The organism is Thermocrinis sp., assembly GCF_036781485.1.
Classification (GTDB): domain Bacteria; phylum Aquificota; class Aquificia; order Aquificales; family Aquificaceae; genus Thermocrinis.
The window spans coordinates 180,907-200,859 of the sequence record NZ_DAIQAX010000001.1 but is presented as its reverse complement, the minus strand read 5'-3'; the positions used below and the strand labels follow the sequence as shown (position 1 = coordinate 200,859).

General features: G+C 42.7%; 22 protein-coding genes. 11 read left to right on the top strand and 11 right to left on the bottom strand.

Annotated features, from left to right (window positions below; translation table 11 throughout):
* The first annotated feature begins 4 nt into the window (after positions 1-4).
* The 8 genes from asd (at position 5) to ccsB (ending at position 4,486) form a co-directional block, all read left to right on the top strand.
* Entirely contained in the window at positions 5-1,003 is a 999-nt protein-coding gene (asd, locus tag V7P40_RS01165; protein ID WP_333784134.1) for an aspartate-semialdehyde dehydrogenase, read from the top strand.
* Complete coding sequence (locus V7P40_RS01160) at positions 997-1,413, top strand: M67 family metallopeptidase (protein WP_333784133.1); 417 nt, start codon at positions 997-999, stop codon at positions 1,411-1,413. Before asd ends, V7P40_RS01160 begins: the two co-directional genes overlap by 7 nt.
* Complete coding sequence (gene hisIE, locus V7P40_RS01155; RefSeq protein ID WP_333784132.1) at positions 1,373-2,038, top strand: bifunctional phosphoribosyl-AMP cyclohydrolase/phosphoribosyl-ATP diphosphatase HisIE; 666 nt, start codon at positions 1,373-1,375, stop codon at positions 2,036-2,038. Before V7P40_RS01160 ends, hisIE begins: the two co-directional genes overlap by 41 nt.
* Before the next feature lie 67 nt (positions 2,039-2,105).
* Positions 2,106-2,441, top strand: a complete 336-nt coding sequence (gene rpsF / locus V7P40_RS01150; RefSeq protein WP_333784131.1) for a 30S ribosomal protein S6 — start codon at positions 2,106-2,108, stop codon at positions 2,439-2,441.
* Positions 2,434-2,856, top strand: coding sequence for a single-stranded DNA-binding protein (gene ssb, locus V7P40_RS01145; RefSeq protein ID WP_333784130.1), 423 nt, complete (start codon positions 2,434-2,436; stop codon positions 2,854-2,856). The genes rpsF and ssb overlap by 8 nt, the downstream gene beginning before the upstream one ends.
* Positions 2,857-2,868: 12 nt before the next feature.
* Complete coding sequence (gene rpsR / locus V7P40_RS01140; protein WP_333784129.1) at positions 2,869-3,087, top strand: 30S ribosomal protein S18; 219 nt, start codon at positions 2,869-2,871, stop codon at positions 3,085-3,087.
* An 11-nt stretch (positions 3,088-3,098) separates the two neighbouring features.
* Complete coding sequence (rplI, locus tag V7P40_RS01135) at positions 3,099-3,545, top strand: 50S ribosomal protein L9 (RefSeq protein WP_333784128.1); 447 nt, start codon at positions 3,099-3,101, stop codon at positions 3,543-3,545.
* A gap of 17 nt (positions 3,546-3,562) precedes the next feature.
* Positions 3,563-4,486, top strand: a complete 924-nt coding sequence (gene ccsB / locus V7P40_RS01130) for a c-type cytochrome biogenesis protein CcsB (protein WP_333784127.1) — start codon at positions 3,563-3,565, stop codon at positions 4,484-4,486.
* Here the strand turns inward: ccsB and V7P40_RS01125 are convergent.
* The 8 genes from V7P40_RS01125 to rpmF are packed head-to-tail and all read right to left on the bottom strand — an operon-like array spanning position 4,483 to position 14,810.
* The gene (locus V7P40_RS01125; RefSeq protein ID WP_333784126.1) at positions 4,483-5,706 is read right to left on the bottom strand and encodes an HDOD domain-containing protein; all 1,224 of its coding nucleotides are present in this window, start codon (positions 5,704-5,706) and stop codon (positions 4,483-4,485) included. The two genes, ccsB and V7P40_RS01125, sit on opposite strands and share 4 nt — an antisense overlap.
* Before the next feature lie 15 nt (positions 5,707-5,721).
* Positions 5,722-8,952 (bottom strand): efflux RND transporter permease subunit, encoded by a 3,231-nt coding sequence (locus tag V7P40_RS01120; RefSeq protein ID WP_333784125.1) that lies wholly within the window; start codon positions 8,950-8,952, stop codon positions 5,722-5,724.
* A gap of 2 nt (positions 8,953-8,954) precedes the next feature.
* Positions 8,955-10,064 (bottom strand): efflux RND transporter periplasmic adaptor subunit, encoded by a 1,110-nt coding sequence (locus V7P40_RS01115; protein WP_333784124.1) that lies wholly within the window; start codon positions 10,062-10,064, stop codon positions 8,955-8,957.
* A complete protein-coding gene (locus V7P40_RS01110; RefSeq protein ID WP_333784123.1) occupies positions 10,061-11,368 on the bottom strand; it encodes a TolC family protein in 1,308 nt (435 codons plus the stop codon). Before V7P40_RS01110 ends, V7P40_RS01115 begins: the two co-directional genes overlap by 4 nt.
* A gap of 10 nt (positions 11,369-11,378) precedes the next feature.
* Positions 11,379-12,686 (bottom strand): UDP-N-acetylmuramoyl-tripeptide--D-alanyl-D-alanine ligase, encoded by a 1,308-nt coding sequence (murF, locus tag V7P40_RS01105; protein ID WP_333784122.1) that lies wholly within the window; start codon positions 12,684-12,686, stop codon positions 11,379-11,381.
* Positions 12,686-13,612 (bottom strand): beta-ketoacyl-ACP synthase III, encoded by a 927-nt coding sequence (locus V7P40_RS01100; RefSeq protein ID WP_333784121.1) that lies wholly within the window; start codon positions 13,610-13,612, stop codon positions 12,686-12,688. The genes murF and V7P40_RS01100 overlap by 1 nt, the downstream gene beginning before the upstream one ends.
* On the bottom strand, positions 13,612-14,628 hold the full coding sequence (gene plsX, locus V7P40_RS01095) for a phosphate acyltransferase PlsX (RefSeq protein ID WP_333784120.1): 1,017 nt from the start codon (positions 14,626-14,628) through the stop codon (positions 13,612-13,614). Before plsX ends, V7P40_RS01100 begins: the two co-directional genes overlap by 1 nt.
* Positions 14,625-14,810 carry a 50S ribosomal protein L32 gene (gene rpmF / locus V7P40_RS01090; RefSeq protein ID WP_333784119.1) on the bottom strand — a complete coding sequence of 62 codons (186 nt, stop codon included), beginning with the start codon at positions 14,808-14,810 and terminating at the stop codon, positions 14,625-14,627. Before rpmF ends, plsX begins: the two co-directional genes overlap by 4 nt.
* Before the next feature lie 62 nt (positions 14,811-14,872).
* Between rpmF and hslV the strand changes: the two genes are divergently transcribed.
* Positions 14,873-15,394: an ATP-dependent protease subunit HslV gene (gene hslV / locus V7P40_RS01085; RefSeq protein ID WP_333784118.1), complete on the top strand. Its 522-nt coding sequence runs from the start codon at positions 14,873-14,875 to the stop codon at positions 15,392-15,394.
* A gap of 18 nt (positions 15,395-15,412) precedes the next feature.
* Entirely contained in the window at positions 15,413-17,518 is a 2,106-nt protein-coding gene (locus tag V7P40_RS01080) for a bifunctional (p)ppGpp synthetase/guanosine-3',5'-bis(diphosphate) 3'-pyrophosphohydrolase (RefSeq protein ID WP_333784117.1), read from the top strand.
* Here the strand turns inward: V7P40_RS01080 and V7P40_RS01075 are convergent.
* Genes V7P40_RS01075 through V7P40_RS01065 form a run of 3 tightly spaced genes read right to left on the bottom strand, consistent with a single transcriptional unit; the run spans position 17,508 to position 19,194 of the window.
* Positions 17,508-17,882: a thioredoxin family protein gene (locus tag V7P40_RS01075; protein ID WP_333784116.1), complete on the bottom strand. Its 375-nt coding sequence runs from the start codon at positions 17,880-17,882 to the stop codon at positions 17,508-17,510. The two genes, V7P40_RS01080 and V7P40_RS01075, sit on opposite strands and share 11 nt — an antisense overlap.
* The gene (locus tag V7P40_RS01070) at positions 17,882-18,625 is read right to left on the bottom strand and encodes a pseudouridine synthase (RefSeq protein WP_333784115.1); all 744 of its coding nucleotides are present in this window, start codon (positions 18,623-18,625) and stop codon (positions 17,882-17,884) included. The genes V7P40_RS01075 and V7P40_RS01070 overlap by 1 nt, the downstream gene beginning before the upstream one ends.
* Positions 18,601-19,194, bottom strand: coding sequence for a sulfite oxidase-like oxidoreductase (locus V7P40_RS01065; RefSeq protein ID WP_333784114.1), 594 nt, complete (start codon positions 19,192-19,194; stop codon positions 18,601-18,603). Before V7P40_RS01065 ends, V7P40_RS01070 begins: the two co-directional genes overlap by 25 nt.
* Before the next feature lie 35 nt (positions 19,195-19,229).
* On the opposite strand from V7P40_RS01065, the gene V7P40_RS01060 reads away from it, so the two are divergent.
* The gene (locus V7P40_RS01060; protein ID WP_333784113.1) at positions 19,230-19,949 is read left to right on the top strand and encodes a hypothetical protein; all 720 of its coding nucleotides are present in this window, start codon (positions 19,230-19,232) and stop codon (positions 19,947-19,949) included.
* The last annotated feature ends 4 nt before the right edge of the window (positions 19,950-19,953 follow it).

Sequence of the window (19,953 nt, the reverse complement as noted above, 5' to 3'; positions counted from 1 at the left end):
AGCTATGAGAGTTGCCATCGTCGGTGCCACAGGAGAAGTAGGAAGGACTTTTTTAAGGGTTTTGGAAGAAAGGAATTTCCCGGTAGACGATCTCTACCTTTTTGCTTCGGAAAAGTCAGAGGGAACGGAGCTAATTTTTAGAGGTGAAAAGTTCAAAGTCCAAGCCCTTAGCAAACAAAGTTCATTTAAAGGTATAGACATAGCTCTATTTTCTGCAGGCTCTGGAATAAGCAAAGAATACGCTCCAAGGTTTGCAAAAGATGGCGTGCTTGTTATAGATAATTCTTCCGCTTGGAGGTTAGACCCAGAGGTGCCTCTGGTAGTGCCAGAGGTCAATCCGGAGGATGCAGAAAAACACAAAGGCATAATTGCAAACCCCAACTGTTCTACCATACAAATGGTTGTTGCCCTAAAACCCATATACGACGTAGCAGGAATAGAAGCCATAGTTGTATCTACCTATCAATCTGTTTCCGGTGCAGGTGCAAAGGCTATAAGGGAGTTGGAGGAGCAAACAAAAGCCTGGTGCGAGGGGAAAGAAATAGAAGTTAAAAACCTACCAAGGAGGATTGCCTTTAACGTAATCCCACAGATAGACCTATTTACAGAAAACGGATACACGAAGGAAGAGATGAAGATGCTCAATGAAACAAGAAAGATTATGCACGATCCTAACATTAAGGTAAGCGCCACCACAGTGAGGGTGCCTGTCTTTTATGGACACTCAGAAGCCATTTCAGTTAAGCTAAAAACCCCGTTAGAGCCCGAAGAAGCAAAGGAATTACTCAAGAAAGCTAAGGGTGTGGTGCTTGTAGAAGAGGGCTATCCTGTTCCTATAGATGTAGCGGGAAAGGACGAAGTTTTTGTAGGAAGGATAAGGAAGGATTTAGTCTTTGAGCCGGGACTTTCCATGTGGGTGGTTGCAGACAACATAAGAAAAGGTGCGGCAACCAACGCGGTTCAGATAGCAGAGCTACTGATAGGTTCGCCAAAGCCATGCTGAGGATAAAAAACTCTGCGGTGCAAAAGATCATAGCCCAAGCAGAGAGGGATTACCCTTACGAAACCTGTGGTCTCTTGCTTGGTAAATACGAAAAGGACTTAAGAATTGTCTTTGGAGCTTATGAAACACCCAACGCAAACCCAGACAGAAAAAACGACAGATACGAGATAGATCCAAAGGATTACCTGAAAGCGGAAAAAAAAGCAAGGGAGTTTGGGCTTGAAATTGTAGGTGTGTATCATTCCCACCCAGACCATCCCGACAGGCCCTCCCAGTTTGACCAAGAGAGAGCCTTTGAAGGTTTTTCTTACATAATCCTTTCCGTCAGCAAGGGAAAGGTGGTATCTTACAAAAGCTGGGAGCTTGTGGATGGAAAATTTAGAGAGGAACCCATTGACATATTCGGATGAGCTTTTAAAGAGCATAAAGTGGAACGCTGAAGGGCTTGTGCCCGTGATAGCACAGGACTACAGGACTGGGGAAATAAGGATGTTTGCGTGGGCAAATCAGGAAGCTCTAATGCTTACGCTACAAACTGGTTATGCCCACTATTACTCAAGGTCAAGAGAGAAGGTATGGAAAAAGGGGGAAACCTCTGGGGAGCTGCAAAAAGTAATTGAGGTAAGAATAGACTGCGACGAAGACGCTATTTTGTACGTCATTGAGCAAGAGCTCAACAGAGCTTGCCACACTGGGGAGAGAAACTGCTTTTTTAGAGGCATAGATGGAAAAAAGACAGAAAGGCTTTTACCTTTCGAAACACTTGGCAGGCTTGAAGAAGTTATAAAACAACGTCTTACAGAAAAACCAGAAGGTTCGTACACGGTAAAACTTTTTTTAGAGGGAGAGGATAGGATTATTCAAAAATTCGGAGAAGAGGCAGTAGAGTCTCTGATAGCACTGAAAAATGGAAACCAAAAGCAAATAGCGATGGAGGTTTCAGACCTTTTATACCATCTAACTTTGGCCTTGGTGGTCAAAGGATTGAAATGGCACCAGATCATGGAAGAACTTGCAAGCAGGTTTAAAAAGTGATAAAATAAAAAACTTAAGCCTCGTTCCCACCTTTGGAGTGGGGACCTAAAAAGACCAGGAGGTTGCTATGGCAAAGAGGTATTATAAAACAACCAGATACTACGAAAGCGTGGTAGTGCTAAAGCCCACCCTTTCGGAAGAAGAAGTAAGCAAGAGAGTGCAGGAGATAAAGGACTACATCTCCAAAAAGGGTGGTGAGGTACTCAGCTTAACAGATTGGGGACTAAAGCAGTTAGCTTACAGAATAAACCACTTCAGCAGCGGAAGGTACTTTATCATTCAGATTAAGTCAAGCAATACCCAGCTACCCAATGACTTGGATTTTTACTACAAGATAAACGAAGATGTGATAAGATGGTTAAACTTCCAAGTGAGCGAAAAAGAGGTGGCTACCCATGCTTAACAAAGTGATCATCATAGGGAATTTAGTGCGAGATCCTACTATAAATTACCTTCCCTCTGGAAATCAGGTGGCGGAATTCTCCATAGCATACAATATAAGGCAAAGAGTTAATGAAGGATGGAAAGAGAGAACACATTTCTTTGACGTAAGAGCTTACGGAAAGCTGGCAGAAAGCCTGAGCACCAGATTGTCAAAAGGTTATACGGTGGTTATAGAGGGCAGACTCTCTCAGGATAAATGGGTAGATAAAGAGGGGAGGAATCAGAGTAGAGTAAGGATAATTGCAGAGTCAGTAAGGATAATAAGAAAGCCAAAGATGGAAGAAACAATAGAAGAAGAGGTTTTGCCTGAGGATATGGAGCAAAGTTTTGAAGAAAAGCCCTTCTCTAACGAAGAGGATGAGTTACCATTTTGAGGAGGTTTTAAGATGGAGATAAAGAAGACCGCAAAAAAGAGTTGTTATTTTTGTGAAAAAGGGAAAGATCCATCATACAAAAATTACGAAGAGCTTGCCAAGTTTATCTCCGAAAGGGGTAAAATAATAGGTAGAAGGCAAACGGGTATATGTTCCAAACATCAGCGTATGCTAGCCAGAGAGATAAAAAGGGCAAGGCAGTTGGGTCTTCTTCCTTACGTGATCATCTGAGGAGGTAAAAAATGAAGGTAGTGCTTCTTAAGGAATTGGAAGGATATGGGAATATAGGAAGCGTGATAAACGTAAAGGATGGATTCGCGCGCAACTATTTGATACCCAGGGGCATAGCTCTCCCGGCCACAGAATCAAACCTAAAGCATGTCAACAGCATAATAACCCAAAAGCTTAGAAAATTACAAAAGGAAAAGGAAAGGGCTTTGGATTTGGCAAAGAAACTAGAAGGGCTTATCTTGGAAATAAGGCATCCAGTGGGGGAAAAGGGAAAACTCTATGGTTCGGTAACGAGCTCAGAGATTTCAAAAGCTCTCAGCGAGAAAGGGTTTGAAATAGATAAGAAGAGAATATTGGTTAATAGGCCAATAAGAGATGTGGGAATACACACAGTGCAGATAAAACTACATCCTGAGGTCGAGGTTCAGATAAAAGTTGACGTGCAACCCCAGAAGTAGGTTTTATATTTAAAAGCATGAGAAATGTGTTAGTAAAGGACAGTTTCCTAAGTAGGCAAGGTTTTTGGTTATTCCTAGCCCTTGGGCTTGTGCTCTGCGTTCTACTTTCCTTTCTTCCCTACGATAATACTTTTTGGTATAAATCCGCTACCATACTTTACGGGCTTTCCATCCTATTATACCTTTCTGTGTTCCTAACAAAGGAGGGGTTACTGTACCACGCATCAAGTGTTACACTTTTCTTAGGCTTACTTTTGAACTTAACCGGTATGATAAGGAGAAGCATACAGACTTACGAAATGGGTGCTTTCCATCCACCGTGGTCCAATCTGTTTGAGGCTTTAACCTTTTGGAGCTTTGTAGCGGGTGCGATATATTTAATCATAGAAAGAAAATACGGTGTAAAGCTCTTAGGTTTGTTCGTACTACCAATTGTATTTGGATTGTCTCTTTTTGCCATCTTAAAAGCGAACGCAGAGATAGTGCCTTTAATGCCAGCTCTGAGAAGCTATTGGCTCTACCTGCACGTTATAACTGCCTTTGTTGGTTATGCAGGTTTTACCGTTGCCTTTGGCGGTGCTACTCTTTATCTGCTAAAAGAAAAATACCCAAGTTTAAGCTTCTTGCCTTCTTTGGACATTCTGGATGAAATCGCTTACAAATCGGTAGTTATAGTATTTCCCATATGGACCGCATCAATCATCCTTGGTGCTGCCTGGGCTAACGAGGCTTGGGGTGGTTATTGGAGCTGGGACCCTAAGGAAGTTTGGTCTCTTATAGTTTGGCTCTTCTTTGGTGCATACTTACACACAAGGCAGATGCTTGGCTGGAGAGGGACCAGAAGCGCATGGATACTTATCTTTGGATTTATAAGTGTGTTGATATGTTTCTTTGCAATAAATCTTTTCTTCCCAGGGCTTCATAGCTACGCCACAGATTAGGAAAATTCTCCTACAATAACCTCCGACTCTTCTCTTGCCTTTTCCATCGCTGATTGAACCTTTTCCGGCGTAGTATTTAAAATTTTAGCAACCTTCTCTATAAACTTAGGATCTGTGGTATCCTCAAGCAGCTCAACCAGCGAAAGTATAAAGCTTATCTCGTTGGACTTTTTTTCAAAGGCGTCCTGGATATCTTTGTCTAGACCCAACTCTGAAGCCACATCCTTCGGCTCACGTCCAAAGATTTCGCGAGATAAAGAGAACAAGCCAGCTATGTGAGCTTTTCTTTCTAGGTCTGGGGAATACATTTCCGCCAACTTTTCCGATAGACTTGCCCTGTAAAGAGCTCTCTGCCAATACTCCTTTTCCTTCCCCTCTGCAAACATCTCAGAAAGGGCAAGAATTATGGCAAATTTAACTATATTATCAAAACCCAAATAAACTATTGCTTCTTCTAAGGTGCTTATTTTTCTTACTTTGGGGAACAAGGCAGAGTTGGCAAACTTTAAGAACTTGTATGCCGCCCCTACGTCTCGTTCTAGTATATAGGCTATTTGTTTTAAATCACCTTCTTTTATCGCCTTGTAGAGTTTGAACAGAGTGCTCTTAAGATAAGATATAACCCTCGTATCCTTCAAAAGGATTGGAGCTGATAGGTAATTACCTTGGAAGTAGTCAAAACCAATCTCTTTTGCTATTTTGTAGTCTTCTTCAGTCTCTATATTTTTGGCTACAGTACCCTTTTTTAAACTCTTGAGTATGGATATTACTTCCTTCAACTCTATTAGATTGTAAGGATTGTTCTTGATATCTATCTTGACAAAATGAGCTTTGTTTAAAATTGGCAGATAATCTATCCTTTCAAACCCAAAATCGTCTATACAAAACTTAAAGCCCCTTTTAAGTAAGATGCCTATAGCTTCGTATGTTTGGTTTGTTATACTCTTGTTTTCCACCAGTTCTATACCTATTTGCTCTGGTGATATGAGGTCAAACATAGAGGCTTCTAAAAATATGGCCGGGACGTTCACAAAAACCAACTTTCCTCCGCCCACCTTGTCTATACCTAATTCCACTAATAAATTTATCGCAATACTGGTGGCATTTAATGGATCCAGGTTTTGAGGATATCTTTCCGTCTCCTCATGCCGCAAAAATACCTCCCAGAAGACAATATTTTTGTGCCTATCGTATATAGCTTGTCTGCTTAAAAGGTACATAAATAAGAGTATAAACTACTTTAGTATATCCTTGTATATTTCCTCCTCAGAGGGAGCATCTGCCAGAAACTTTGTCTTTGAGGCGTAATACATAACTGGTATAAGCACCAAAGTAAGGGTAGTAGATCCTATTGTTCCAAATATCAGGGATATGGCAAGGCCGTTGAAAATTGGGTCAAAGATGATAACAAAGGATCCCACTATTATAGCTATGGCAGTAAGTAGTATGGGCCTTGTTCTGACTACTCCTGCCTCTACAACAGCTAAGTGAGGGGGTATGCCTTCTTTTACCCTCTCCTCTGCAAAATCTACAAGTAGAATAGAATTTCTAACTATTATTCCTGCAAGGGCTATAAAACCTATCATAGAAGTGGCAGTAAAGTATGCGCCCATTAGCAGATGGCCTGGAATAATACCAACCAAGGTTAAAGGTATGGGAGCCATTATGATGCCCGGTATTTTAAAGTCTTTAAACCACCCAAGAATGAGAACGTACATAACAAACAGAGCCACTCCAAAAGCAAGTCCCAAATCCCTAAAGACTTCCAGAGTAATGTGCATCTCCCCGTCCCACTTAATATATATGCTGTCCTCTATAAGTGGCAGGCTCATCCACAGCTCCTGAGGTTTTCCGTACAGAGTTGAAAGAGAAAGTACTTCTTTTCTAACATCTAATATGCCGTAGAAGGGTGCTTCTTCCCTGCCCGCTAAGTCTCCTATTACATAGATCACCCTTCTCAGGTTCTTGCGGTATATGTCTTGAGGTGCTTCAACTTCTTTGATTTCCACCAGTTCAGAAAGGGGAACAAGCTTTCCATCCCTTGTAGGTATTTTTAAGGTCAGCAGTAAATCCGGCGTTCTGTACTTTTCGTCCAGTTTAACAACTATATGTGTATGCTCTGTGTCTGTGTTCTGAAGAAGCCCCACGCTGTATCCACCGATAAGGGCGGTTAAAGTATGGACCAACTCTTCCTTTGTTAAACCTACAAGTTTAAGTGTATCTTCCTTAGCTTTTAATAGGATCATTTTGTGGGGGGTTTTAAGGTAAATCCCTTCATCGGTTATAGAATCGGACTTTTTGAATATTTCCAGCACCTTTAGAGCTACCTCTTCCTGAGCTTTCAGGTCTGGGCCATAAACCTCAGCCACTATGGGTGAAAGCACCGGAGGACCTGGGGGCACCTCCACCACTGCCACATACTTTACACCATACTTTTTTGCTATTTCGTGAACAGCTGGCCTTATCTTTTTTGCAAAGTCGTGGGATTGATCTTTCCTGAGTTTTTTATCTACCAGATTAACCTGAATGTCTGCCAAGTTGGAACTTTGTCTTAGGTAATAGTGTCTCACAAGCCCGTTGAAGTTAAAAGGAGAGGAAGTGCCTACGTATATCTGATAGTTTACAACAATACTCTGTTTGGATATGTAATCCCCTATAGCCTTTGCCACTTCCAGAGTTTTCTCTTTGGGAGTGCCCTCTGGCATGTCTATAACTATCTGCAGCTCGCTTTTGTTATCGTAAGGCAGCATCTTAACTACAACGGCTTTTGTCAGAAGTAATCCAATTGATACAGCCATCAAGCCTAAGGTAAAGCCGTAGAAGGCATATCTTTTGGGTTTGCTGGCCAACAGAGGAGTTATAATTCTGGCATAAAACTTCCAAAATTTGGTATCTTTAAGATTTACTTCCTTGTGCTCCTTTTTGTCAAATTGATTTTTCAGAAATATATAAGCAGCCCAAGGGGTAATCATAAAGGCAACCAGCAGAGAAAAGAACATAGCCACCGACGCATTTATAGGTATGGGTCTCATGTAAGGACCCATCAAACCGGTGACAAAAGCCATGGGCATTAGGGCGGCTATAACGGTAAAGGTAGCTAATATGGTTGGATTTCCTACTTCATCGGTAGCCCTCACTATGGCTTCCCTTGGATACTTTGCCAGTTTTAGCTCAAACCACCTGTGTATGTTCTCAACCACCACTATTGCGTCATCCACAAGAATACCAATGGCAAATATCAGCGCAAAGAGTGTGACCCTGTTTAGGGTAAAGCCGAGCATTTCGCTTATGAAAAGGGCTAAGGCAAGGGTAACTGGTACTGCGATGCCAACTACGATAGACTCTTTAAAGCCCAGGGTAACCGCCATTAAAAGTACTACGGAGGCGGTGGCAATGAACAGTTTTTTAAGCAGATCGTCCGATTTTTCCTTTGCCGTCTTACCGTAATTTCTGGTTACTTCTATGTTTAGATCCTTTGGAAGCTTGTTATTTTTTAAGTGCTCCACCAGTTTGAGAACTTTATTTGCCACGTCTATGGCATTGGTTCCCTTTCTTTTGGAAATAGCTATGGTAACCCCAGGATAAAGCTCGCCTGGTTTTACATCACCGACGCCCGCCGCTGGACCAAAACCCATAAGAACGTAATCCCTTGCTTCGGAAGGCCCATCTATAACCTGAGCCACGTCTTTAAGATAAACAGGTCTTCCTTGAACTATACCAATTAGTACGTTCTCCACATCTTTTTTAGACTCAAAGAAAACACCAGTTCTCACCCTGTATTCGTAGTTGTTCCTAAGAAGGCTTCCACTGGGCATCTGCACGTTGGAGGTTTTTAACACATTAGCCACATGTAAGGGTGATACTCTGTAATACTCTAACTTTTTGGGATCTAAGATGATTCTTATCTCCCTTGGTGTGCCACCAACTATGAACACGTCAGCCACGCTTTCTATCTTCTTTATCTCATTCTCAAGGCTCGCTGCTATACGCCTTAGGTCATACCAGTCGTAGTTTTTACCCCAAAGGGTTAGAGTTAGTATGGGCACATCGTCTATGGACTTTGGTTTTATGAGGGGTGGTAGGACCACTCCAGGAGGAGCAAGGTCCATTGCGGACATCATCTTCGTGTTTAAATCTACTAGAGCCTTTACCGGATCTGTGCCTACGTAGAACCTGGCGGTTACCACCGCCATACCTTCGGTGGCATAGGAGTATATGTATTCAATGTCCCTTAGTTCCCAAAGTTTCTTTTCTAAGGGTGTTACGACCCTTCTCTCTACCTCTTCGGGAGTGGCCCCAGGGTAAGTGATCATAATGTCTATCATGGGCACCACTATCTGCGGCTCTTCTTCTTTTGGTGTGGTGATGATGGCAAATAAACCTAAGGCTAAGGATACAATTATCAAGATGGGGGTTAGTTTGGAATCTATAAAGTAGTTGGCTAACCTACCAGCAAGGCCATACATTTTCAGCCTCCAGCCTTACAACCTTCGCAAGCCTTTTCAACACCACCTACCACGATCCTTTCACCCTCTTTAAGACCGCTTATCACCTCCACCTTATCTCCTACCTCCTCTCCAAGCTTTACAAATCTTAGCTCTAAGGTGCTATCCTCTCTAACAACCCAAACTCCCACAAAGTCAAAACGTCTAACCAGTGCGCTCTTTGGAATCAAGAGCACGCTCTTTGTTTCTGGAATAAGAACTTTTGTCAGCATGCCACTTCTCAGCCCATCGGAGGAGACAACAAGCTTTACTCTAAAGGTTCTGCTCATAGGATCTATTGCGTCAGACTTTTCTATCACTTTACCTTCAATAATCTTATCTCCTGCGGCCACTTTAAGTTTATCTCCCACGTTTATCCTTTCTATAAATCTTTCTGGTAGGTGGGCTTCTACTTTGTAGGGTTTGCCCTCAAGGACAATCAAAGGCTGGCCAGGAACAGCTAGATCTCCCGCATCCACCATCTTAGAAACCACGCATCCATAGAAAGGCGCGGTTATGTTTGCGTAGGACAGATTGGAAGCAACCGCATTCTTCTGAAATTCTACCGCCTTTATACTTGCCATTGCCTGATTGAGCTGAGCTTCTGCAGATTCAAATTGTGCCTTTATCTGGTCAAACTCTTGCTGGGTTACAGCACCTTCCTTCAAAAGCTTGGAGTATCTATCGTAGGTCTTTTTGACTGCTTCGTAATGTGCCAAAGCTGACTTGTAAGCAAAAGCGGCCTGTTCTTTCTGCTTTTCAAGAGCCTGCACCTGAGATTGGATGTCTGAGGCATCTATCCTCACCAACAAACTTCCTTTCCCTACGCAATCCCCTTCTTTTACGTTAACGCTTATCACACTGCCCATTAGCTTGGTTGAAATTTCCGCCCGCTTATCCGCCACAACAGTAGCCAAGTAGGCGCTCTCTCCCTGTTCCAACTTTTCCACTTTACCGATTTCCAAACCCTGAACTACCTTTTCTTCCTGCTTTACTTCCTCTGTGGTTATCTTTTTAAAAAAGAAACCACCAAGCCACAAAATGCCCAGTATTAAAACCAAAGCAAATAGAGCATACTTTATATAGCTTCTCATCTTCTACCCTCCAAGATTGTTCCCATTGAGTAATCCAATTGAATTACTGCCTTCCAACAATCTACCATTGCCTTGAGCTCTTCAAACCTTGCCATATCTAACTGAGTTTGAGCATCCAACAGATCTACCATACGAGCTAAGCCATTTTTGTATCTTGTTTCCATAACCCTTACCACTTCCTTGCTTGCCTTCACTCTCTCCCTTGCAGAAGCCAGGGCGTTTAAAGATTTATCATAATCCGCTTTGGACTTTTCTAACTCAAAAGCAATCAGATCTTTTAAACCTTCGACCCTCTCTTCCAATGCCCTTTTCCTCTCAAGGTGAGTCTTTGCCCTGTTGAAAGTGCTAAGGCCTGTGTCAAAGGCCCAAGAAAGACCAACGGTAAGCATGTATCCCTTACCGTCTGCACCAAGGGGATAATCTTTGGAGTTTAGAAAATAAAAAGCTCCTGCATGTATGTTTGGAAGGTTGTTTGCCATCTCCAGTCTGTAATATTCGTCAAAAAGTTTTGACCTTTTTTGCATGGCTTTCAGATCTTCCCTCTTTTGAAGGGCTATTTCAAGAAAGTTTTTTGTATCAACCGTAGGACATTCTGTTAAATCCTCTACTTCAAAATCTCCAAGAGAAGTGCCTACCATAAGTTCTAAAGCTTTTTTAGCAACTGCGTAATCTTTTTTAGCTCCATCAAGCCTTTCCCTTGCCTGCTCCACATACACTTTTGCTCTGAATACATCCGAAAGCAGAACCATGCCCACATCATACATCTGCTGGGCTAACCTTTGATGCTCCAAAGCTTCCTTTAGGGACTGTTCCCATACGTTGATAGCGCTTTTAGCGAGGGATGCGTCCAAATAAGCTTGATAAACCCTCAAGGCCACCTCTTCTTTCTTGCGTGCGTATTCGCTTTTAATAACGGAAAGATTTATAGTTGCGATTTTTTCCGCTGCCTGAAGTTTTCCACCAAGCCATATGGGTACTTCCAAACCTATCTTTGTCTCAAAGTTGTTTGCTGCTTTTGGATTGTTTAGCCTTCCTGGATCAAAGTCTTGCAGAGTTATGCGCTCCTGATTTAGCCTGCTCATAAAGACATAGGCGGGTATGTCCGTTCTCGTGAAGGTTTCCTCAAACTTCAGACGCGGATAGTAAGCTCCCTTTGCAGACCTTAGTTCAAGCTTTGAAGCCTCTATTTCCCTCTGTAAAGCCTTCAACTCTTTGTTGTTTTCCAATGCAAGCTTGACAGCATCTTCTACCCTAAGCTCTCCACCCCAAAGCAGGCTGAAGGTTAGCAAGAGGACTATTAACATAGTAATATTATTATATTCTAAATTTCTTATTCTCCAAGGCTTCCAAAACTCTCTCGAGACGCATCCCCCTTGAACCCTTTAAAAGAACTATAGCCTCTACATACAAAAATCCTTCTAAAGACTCCACCAATGAAAATATATCCGAGAAATACTGAGCCTTGCAACCCATACTAATGCACTCCTCCCAGGCAAATCTCATATGCTCCCCATAAAAGAGACAAAAATCTATACCAAGCTGGTGACATAACTTTCCCACCTCTCTGTGATACTTTTGAGAATCCTCTCCTAACTCCAGCATATCCCCTAAGATTGCCACTTTAAAACCTTCAAACTTTGAAAGGGTCTGTAAGGCCTTTTTAACCGACAGTGGGTTTGCGTTGTAAGAGTCGTCTATCACAAACCATTTACCAAGCTGATAAGTCTTGAACCTGCCTTCTACAGGGTGGAAGTTCTTAAGATAGTCTTTAAAGCTTTTCCAATTAAGACCAATGCTTTCGAGCACTGCAAAGCTACAAAGGGCATTCTCCACTACGGCTAAGCTTGGAATTGGAATAAACACCTCTTCCCCCCTTACTCTAAAAAAAACTCCTTCTTTGTTTATGCACACGTTTTCGGCAAAAAAATCGGAACCTTCCCCAAAGGTTATTTTGTTTGGGATTTCATAACAGTGGGATACATAATGAGGGCAGATGCCAAAATGGTTCTGATCCATATCTTTAAAGACCTCACCGTTTCCCATAATCACGTCGTCCAAGCAACCAAAGGTCTCCAAGTGCTCCTCCCCTATGGCGGTGATTACTCTTACATGAGGTTTTACTAAATCAACAAGCTTTGCCACATCTCCTTTTTGGCTTGCTCCTAACTCCACCACCCAAAACTGACAGTCCTCGTCAAAGTTTACCACAGACAGAGGGACACCTATCTGAGAGTTTAGATTCTTTGGTGTTTTACAAACTTTCCCCAATTTTGAAAGCAAGAAGGATATCATCTCCTTTGTGGTGGTCTTTCCCGCAGAACCAGCTACTGCTATAACCTTTCCACTAAAAGTCTTTCTTTTTCTGAGTGCCAGCATCCTTAGGGCAGACAGAGTATCTTTCACTACAAAGGCAAACCTTCCTTCCGGCACCTTTACCTCTTTCTCCACCAAGACTCCATAAGCCCCTCTCGAAAAGGCTTCGTCTACAAAATCATGTCCATCGTGTCTTGAACCTTTTAGGGCTACGAAAAGATCTCCCTCTTGGACCTGCCTACTGTCTATAACCACACGTTTGACGTGCCTGTAGGCGCCTATTAGCCTACCTTCTAACTCTTTTATCATCAAAACTTTATCAGTGTAGCACCCCAAGTCAAACCACCACCCATAGCTGTCATCAAAACCTTGTCACCCCTTTTAAGCTTACCCTCCCGATAGGCTTCTGCCATAGCTATAGGAATGGAAGCGGCGCTGGTATTACCGTATTTGTGGATGTTTGAATAAACTTTTTGCATGGGAATGCCAAGCTTTTCCGCCAAAGCCTCCATTATTCTTATGTTTGCCTGATGGGGTATTACCAAGTCTACCTCTTCCACTCTAAGACCTGCCATAGACACAACTTGCCTACAAACTTCTTCCATGCTTCTAACCGCCAGCTTAAACAATTCTCTACCTTTCATGCTTATGTATCCGCACTTTTCTGCGTAAAGTATATCCCATACTTCTCCGTCTGACCTCATTAGGGAAGCTAAAATTTCCCCTTCCCCTTCCGACGAAATAAGCACCGCACCTGCGCCATCACCAAAGAGAACACACGTGCTCCTGTCTTGCCAATTGATGATTTCTGAAAGTTTTTCAGCACCAACCAACAGAACCTTCTTAGCACTTCCTCCCATTATCAGACCTTTGGCAACCTCCAATCCATACAGAAAACCACTGCAAGCTGCGGAAATATCAAAGGCAAAGCTATTCTTACATCCAAGCCTATTTTGTAATAGACAGGCAGAAGCTGGGAAGGTAAAGTGTGGTGTTATGGTTGCAAACACTATGGCATCTACATCCTCAGGCTCTACTTTTGCATCTTCTAAAGCCATTCTACTGGCTTTTTCGGCCATGTCAAGAAGGGTCTCGTTTTTGGCTATTCTTCTTTCTTTTATACCTGTTCTGCTGGTTATCCACTCGTCGGAAGTATCAACCATTTTCTCTAAGTCGAAGTTGCTTAGCACATCTGGCGGAACATAAAAGCCAAAACCCTGAAGCGTTATACCCATTAGACCTTAACCTCTTCTGGTATCAGTTTTACCAGGTTTTCCCTTAGTTTTTCGTTAAGGTGATGAACTAGGAATTCGTTGGCCACCTTTATGGCATTTTTTATAGCCTTTGCGTTTGCCCTACCATGGGTTATTATTACGGGCTTTTTGGCACCGAGAAGGGGTATGCCCCCGTATTCTGCAAAATCCGCCTTTTTTTTGAAGTTGTTCAGTGCAGGCTTCATCAGAAGGGCGCCTATTCTTGCCAGAAGGCTCTTTTTGACCTCTTCCTTTATCATTTGCAGAACTGCAAAACCTAAACTTTCACTCGCCTTGAGTATTACGTTCCCCACAAAACCGTCGCACACAATCACATCAAAGGTCCCAGCGTATATATCCCTGCCCTCTGCGTTACCCAGAAAATTGAGCTTTGAAGCCTTTAGCAATGGATAGGTTTCTTTTACAAGCTCGTTTCCTTTACCCTCCTCTTCCCCTATGCTCAACAGTCCAACCCTCGGATTTTTTATACCCAGTATTTCCTCTGCGTAAGTGTGTCCTATTACGGCAAACTGAAGAAGGTGTTTTGGTTTACAATCCACGTTTGCCCCCACATCCAGAAGGACAGTTTTACCCTCAGGGTTGGGTAAAACTACTCCTATGGTGGGTCTTTCTACTTCTTCCTCAGCGCCTACCACAAACTTCCCAACCGTTAGCACTGCCCCCGTATTTCCAGCAGAGACCAAGCCGTCTGCTTCCCCCCTTCTTACGAGCATTCCTGCAACGTAAAGAGAAGAGTTCTTTTTTTTCAAAACCACAGAAGCAGGCTCGTTCATCTCAACCTTATCCTCTGCATGCACCACTTTTAGACCGTTTTCTTTAACTCCCTCCCTTTTAAGTATACGAAGTATAGCATCCCTATCCCCTACCAGATAACTTTCTATGCCAAACTCTTTATAAGCTAGAATACAACCTTTGACTATTTCCTCGGGGGCATAATCCCCTCCCATACAATCCACTGCTATTCTGATTTTGTTCATTGCATGCTTATAACTTCCCTTCCTTTGTAATAACCGCAGTAAGGACAGACTCTGTGGGGCATAATTAACTCTCCACAGTTTGGACACTCTGCCAAAGCTCTGGGCTTGACCTTAGAAAAGAAATTTTGGGCCCTTCTTTGATCCCTTCTCCAGTTGGAAGTCCTTCTCTTAGGAACCGCCATGGAAAAACCTCCTTAAATGTTATAAGTTATTATATCCAAAAACCGTTTTATACTTTGAATTTATGACTACAGTTTTGGCAGTCAGAAAAGACGGCAACACCGTTATGGGCTCGGATGGACAGGTAACTTTGGGATCCTCTGTGCTAAAGCACGGTGCGAGAAAGGTTAGAAAGATATACAACAACAAAGTTATAGTAGGTTTTGCAGGAGCCGCGGCTGACGGGCTTGCTTTGATGGAAAGGCTGGAGAATAAGTTGGAGGAATTTAGGGGTAACTTGCTCAGGGCTTGTGTGGAACTTGGTAAGGAGTGGAGGATGGATAGGGCTTTGAGAAGGTTGGATGCGGTGCTCTTGGCAGCAGACCTAAACAATATCTTTGTGGTTTCTGGAACTGGGGACGTGATAGAACCGGATGAGCCAGTTATAGCCATAGGCTCCGGCGGAGATTACGCTCGGGCTTGTGCTTTGGCACTCTACAAGCACACCAACCTTTCTGCAGAGGAGATAGTGAAAGAGTCTCTCCTGATAGCCTCCAAAATATGCATATACACCAATCAAACCTTCTTTTTGGAAAAGCTACCCTAAAAGCTTAAATTTTCAACTATGCAGGCTCTTCTGTCCAAAAAAGTAGAAAAACTCTTGAGTTTGGTAGAGGAAAAGGACAGGGATGAGGTTCTGAAGGCTATAGAATTTTTGGAAGAGAGGCACGCGGGACAGAACAGGGCTTCTGGAGAGCCTTACGTGATCCATCCACTGGAAGCGGCAATCATAGTGGCAGAGATGGGTTTAGGAAAAGAATCAATAATATCCGCCTTGCTCCATGATGTTTTAGAAGACACGCAAACTTCGTACGAAGAGATAAAAAAGCTCTTTGGGGAAACAGTGGCAAACATAGTGGATGGTGTGACAAAAATAGGAAAGTACAAGTTTAAGGACGTAAGCTCGGAAAGGGTGGAAAATTACAGGAAATTACTTCTGGCAACGGCAAAAGACATAAGGGTTTTGTTGGTAAAGCTTGCGGACAGATTGCACAACATGAGAACTCTTCAACACCTTCCAAAGGAAAAGCAGATAAGGATAGCAAAGGAAACCATGGAAATATACGTACCTTTGGCAAACAGGTTGGGTATTTGGCGTATAAAGACAGAGCTTGAAGACCTGTGCTTTAGTTTTCTCTATCCAAAGGAGTATGAAAAGGTCAAGGAGTTTGTGAAAGAAAACAAAAGCAAACTTGAAGAGTATCTGAAAAGATCTTTCATCCCAAAGCTAAAGGAAGCTCTTAAAAAATACAACGTTGAGGCGGAGATAACCTACAGACCAAAGCATTTGTATGGCATATGGCAAAAAACCTTGAAAAAGGGTATAAAGTTAGAGGACGTGCATGATATCCTGGGCGTTCGTGTTATCGTCAATACAGTGGAGGAGTGCTATTTGGTGCTTGGTATAATTCACAACATCTTTACACCCATTCCAGGAAAGTTTGACGATTACATATCCTTGCCAAAACCAAATCTTTATCAATCTTTGCATACGGCGGTCTTTGGTCCAAAGGGGAAGGTTGTAGAAGTGCAAATAAGAACTTGGGAGATGCACGAAAGAGCCGAAAAGGGTGTTGCAGCCCACTGGGCTTACAAAGAAGCTATCAACCCAAAGGACAATACGGTTTATAGTTGGCTAAAAGGTTTGGTGGAGAACCTAAAGGGTAGCAAAAACCCGCAGGAAGTTTTAGAAAACATAAAGTTAGAGCTCTTTTCGGAAGAAGTTTTCGTATTCACTCCTAAGGGAGACCTTGTAGTACTCCCAAAGGGTGCCACTCCGGTGGATTTTGCCTATCACATCCACACGGACGTAGGAAATCACTGTGCAGGGGCAAAGGTAAACGGAAGGATCGTACCTTTGGACTACAAGCTTCAAAACGGAGACCAGGTGGAAATAATCACCAGCCCCACAAAAAAACCAAACCCAGAATGGCTAAAGTTCGTAATCACGTCAAAGGCAAAAAGCAGAATAAAGGCTTACCTTAAGGAGTTAGAAAAGGAAAAGTGGATAGAAGATGGAAAACAGACTTTGGACCTTTTATCCAAAAAGTTAAACATAGATAAGCAGGTTTTGCTAAACCAGATAAAAAACGCCGAAGACATACAAAAAGACGAAGAAGTATATCTGATGATCGGAAGTGGTAAGTTGAGTAAGGAGAGAATTTACCAAATACTTGGTTTGAGAAGGACCGAACCTAAGGAGAGGTTAGAAAAAGTCGGTGGCACACAGGTCCAATTAGAGGGAATAGAGAGGGTCATGTATCAAATAGCAAAGTGCTGTAATCCACTACCTGGTGATGAAATCTTGGGTGTTGTTTCAAAGGGTAAGGGTTTGATAATCCACTTAGCCAACTGTCCAAACCTGCAGCACATCAAAAATCACTTTCCAGAGAGGGTGGTAAAGGTAAATTGGACGAGCACTAAAGAAAAATACAGCGTACCACTTCGTCTGTGGGTAAAAGACAGAGTGGGCATTCTTGGAGAGGTGGCTACCACTTTGGCAAGGCTAAACGCAAACATCCTTCAGTCTGTTACTAAAAGCCTACAAACAGGCGAAGCGGTGATGGAGTTTGTAGTAGAGCTAAACAGTTTGGAGCATCTAAACAAAGTAATCGGAGCGCTAAAGGAGTTGGAAGGGGTAGAGAAGGTAAGTAGGATTATCAGAGCTTAAATTCTTTGAGGATTTTGTCTGCGCTAACTATGCCTACAAAAACCTTATGCACTTTACCGTTCTTTACAAGCACAGTGGTAGGTGTGGCCATCACTCCAAATTTCTTTGCTTGGTTTTGCCCTTCTTCTGAGAAGACATCAAGCTTTTTGACCTCCAGCTCTTTAGCAAGGGCCTCTATATGAGGTTCCATAGCTTTGCATGCTCCACACCTCTGAGAGTAAAAGTAAAGCACGCCATCGCTAAGGCTTTCTACCATCATACCTTCCTTAGTCTTTGCCTTTTTTAACACGTAAAGCTTTAGACCAAGCCTTAGGAAAACCACAAAAGCCACCACAAAAAATAAAAACTTCAGCACGCTTTCCATCAGTTTAGCATTTTAACAGCTTTTTTGAGAGCCATTACTTCCTCTTTTGAAAGGTCCCTCCACTTTCCTGGGCTTAACTTTCCAAGCTTTATCGGTCCTATGGCGGTCCTTCTGAGTTTCAAAACTTTGTGTCCAAAGTGGGCGGTAAATCTCTTTACGATATGCTTTCTTCCTTCTGTAAAGACGACTTCCAAAAGGGTGTTATCCTTCTCGTATCTGAGTATGCGAGCGCTAACTGGTTTTGCAAAACCGTCCTCCAGCTCTGCTCCCCTTTTCATAGATTCTAAGGTTTCTGCACTTACCTTTCCCTTTACCAAAACTTGATAGGTTTTCGGAAGTTTGTAGCGCGGGTGCATTATCCTGTTTGCTAGCTGTCCATCGTTGGTAAGGATCAAAAGGCCTTCTGCGTTGTAGTCAAGCCTTCCTGCAGGATAGAGCCTTTCTGGAATATCCTTTATGAGCTCTTGAATAGTCCTTTTGCCTTCCTTTGATGTGCCCAGAGCGGTAAGATAACAGCAAGGCTTGTAAAGGGCTATGTATCTATACCTTTGAGGCTTTACAGGCTTCCCGTCTACTTCTACCACATCCTTTTGAGGATCTATTCTCCAACCAAACTCTCTAACTGTTATGCCATTGACTTTTACCCTACCTTCAAGAATAAGCTGGTCTGCCTTTCTTCTGGACGCAATACCACACATAGATAAAAAGGCATTCAATCTTACCAATACCTTTCCTCTCTCCAAGGGTCTCCTCTCATATTGTAGCCTCTTCTTTCCCAAAAGCCTGGCACGTCTTCTTTAAGAATCTCAAGCCCCCAAACGTACTTAGCACTCTTCCAAGCATAGAGCTTGGGAACCACAAGCCTTAAAGGGAAGCCGTGCCTTTTTGGAATGGGTTTGCCATACATTTTGTAGGCTAATATACTGTCTTCTTCAAAAAGGTATTCTATTGGTATGTTGGTGGTATATCCCTCCAAGCAATGGACCAAAACAAACTTAGCCTCTTGAGTAGGTTCTACCATACTCAGAATAGTTTTTGTTTGCACACCTTCCCAGACTATATCCTTTACACTCCACCGGGTAACGCAGTGAAAGTCTGCCACAAGCTCTACTGCAGGCAAACTCAAAAGCTCATCGTAAGAAAGCTCTAAAGGTTTGCTCACCTGTCCCCACACCTTGAACCTATACTCGGAAAGGTCCCAATCTGGCAGAGCATCTACAATGTCATAAACTATAGGCGCAGAGATCCACTTTTGCCCAGGAGGCAATCTATCCTCTCGCAGATTTATCTGACTAACTACCTTTCTTTTCATAGGGCTTAAATATAAATGTTTTAAAATACTTTTCCATGAAAACTAAAGTAGCTTGGAGCATTACTCACCAAGAATTCACCATCACGGACCACTACTACTTTTCTATACTTCAAAGGGAAGCAGAAAAGAATGGCATAATCATAGAAGAGGTGGATAGTTGGGAAAGGCTTAAAGAGTATGACACCATAGTATTTAACTACCCTGAAATTCCCTTTACAGAAAGAGAAGCCCAAGAGGTAGAAAACTGGGTCTGGGAGTTGGGAAAGAAGGTCATACTGGGAGGGTATTACAAGAACGAGGACCACATCGCAGACACCTGCAACACCCTTGCCAGAAGGTTTGGGATGGAGCTAAATCCAGACGAAGTAACGGACGAGGTTAACAACCACAACGGAGACAAATACTTTTTGGTTACTTCAAAGATAAGAAGGTATAACAGAAATGAGAAAAACGAAGTAAACGTAGAAAAGATTATGCTTGCCTGCAGCGCTTCCATAAAGCCTTTAATGCCAGACACAAAGGTGGTGGTAAGAGCGGAAGATAGCGCCGTGTCCAACATGGGCCACTATACCCTACTGATCGCAGAACAGATAGCTCCTACAAGCGGAGGTTACTTCTGCCTTGCGGGCACTTGCGTATTCTGGGACAACTATTCTATAACCTTATACAACAACCTGGAATTTTCCTTGAACCTTTTGAGGCACAAAACACCAATGAAGGTAGAAAAAGGCAAACCTGTAGTGTTTGGCTTATAAATTA

Excerpts from the sequence above, each read along its gene's own strand:
- V7P40_RS01080 (WP_333784117.1), top strand. The coding sequence starts at position 15,413 with ATGCAGGCTCTTCTGTCCAAAAAAGTAGAAAAACTCTTGAGTTTGGTA.
- hslV (WP_333784118.1), top strand. The coding sequence starts at position 14,873 with ATGACTACAGTTTTGGCAGTCAGAAAAGACGGCAACACCGTTATGGGC.
- murF (WP_333784122.1), bottom strand. The coding sequence starts at position 12,686 with ATGATAAAAGAGTTAGAAGGTAGGCTAATAGGCGCCTACAGGCACGTC.
- rplI (WP_333784128.1), top strand. The coding sequence starts at position 3,099 with ATGAAGGTAGTGCTTCTTAAGGAATTGGAAGGATATGGGAATATAGGA.
- V7P40_RS01120 (WP_333784125.1), bottom strand. The coding sequence starts at position 8,952 with ATGTATGGCCTTGCTGGTAGGTTAGCCAACTACTTTATAGATTCCAAA.
- hisIE (WP_333784132.1), top strand. The coding sequence starts at position 1,373 with ATGGAAAATTTAGAGAGGAACCCATTGACATATTCGGATGAGCTTTTA.
- rpmF (WP_333784119.1), bottom strand. The coding sequence starts at position 14,810 with ATGGCGGTTCCTAAGAGAAGGACTTCCAACTGGAGAAGGGATCAAAGA.
- plsX (WP_333784120.1), bottom strand. The coding sequence starts at position 14,628 with ATGAACAAAATCAGAATAGCAGTGGATTGTATGGGAGGGGATTATGCC.
- V7P40_RS01060 (WP_333784113.1), top strand. The coding sequence starts at position 19,230 with ATGAAAACTAAAGTAGCTTGGAGCATTACTCACCAAGAATTCACCATC.
- asd (WP_333784134.1), top strand. The coding sequence starts at position 5 with ATGAGAGTTGCCATCGTCGGTGCCACAGGAGAAGTAGGAAGGACTTTT.
- ssb (WP_333784130.1), top strand. The coding sequence starts at position 2,434 with ATGCTTAACAAAGTGATCATCATAGGGAATTTAGTGCGAGATCCTACT.
- V7P40_RS01100 (WP_333784121.1), bottom strand. The coding sequence starts at position 13,612 with ATGGGTATAACGCTTCAGGGTTTTGGCTTTTATGTTCCGCCAGATGTG.
- V7P40_RS01075 (WP_333784116.1), bottom strand. The coding sequence starts at position 17,882 with ATGGAAAGCGTGCTGAAGTTTTTATTTTTTGTGGTGGCTTTTGTGGTT.
- V7P40_RS01065 (WP_333784114.1), bottom strand. The coding sequence starts at position 19,194 with ATGAAAAGAAAGGTAGTTAGTCAGATAAATCTGCGAGAGGATAGATTG.
- V7P40_RS01110 (WP_333784123.1), bottom strand. The coding sequence starts at position 11,368 with ATGTTAATAGTCCTCTTGCTAACCTTCAGCCTGCTTTGGGGTGGAGAG.
- V7P40_RS01160 (WP_333784133.1), top strand. The coding sequence starts at position 997 with ATGCTGAGGATAAAAAACTCTGCGGTGCAAAAGATCATAGCCCAAGCA.
- rpsF (WP_333784131.1), top strand. The coding sequence starts at position 2,106 with ATGGCAAAGAGGTATTATAAAACAACCAGATACTACGAAAGCGTGGTA.
- rpsR (WP_333784129.1), top strand. The coding sequence starts at position 2,869 with ATGGAGATAAAGAAGACCGCAAAAAAGAGTTGTTATTTTTGTGAAAAA.
- V7P40_RS01115 (WP_333784124.1), bottom strand. The coding sequence starts at position 10,064 with ATGAGAAGCTATATAAAGTATGCTCTATTTGCTTTGGTTTTAATACTG.
- ccsB (WP_333784127.1), top strand. The coding sequence starts at position 3,563 with ATGAGAAATGTGTTAGTAAAGGACAGTTTCCTAAGTAGGCAAGGTTTT.
- V7P40_RS01125 (WP_333784126.1), bottom strand. The coding sequence starts at position 5,706 with ATGTACCTTTTAAGCAGACAAGCTATATACGATAGGCACAAAAATATT.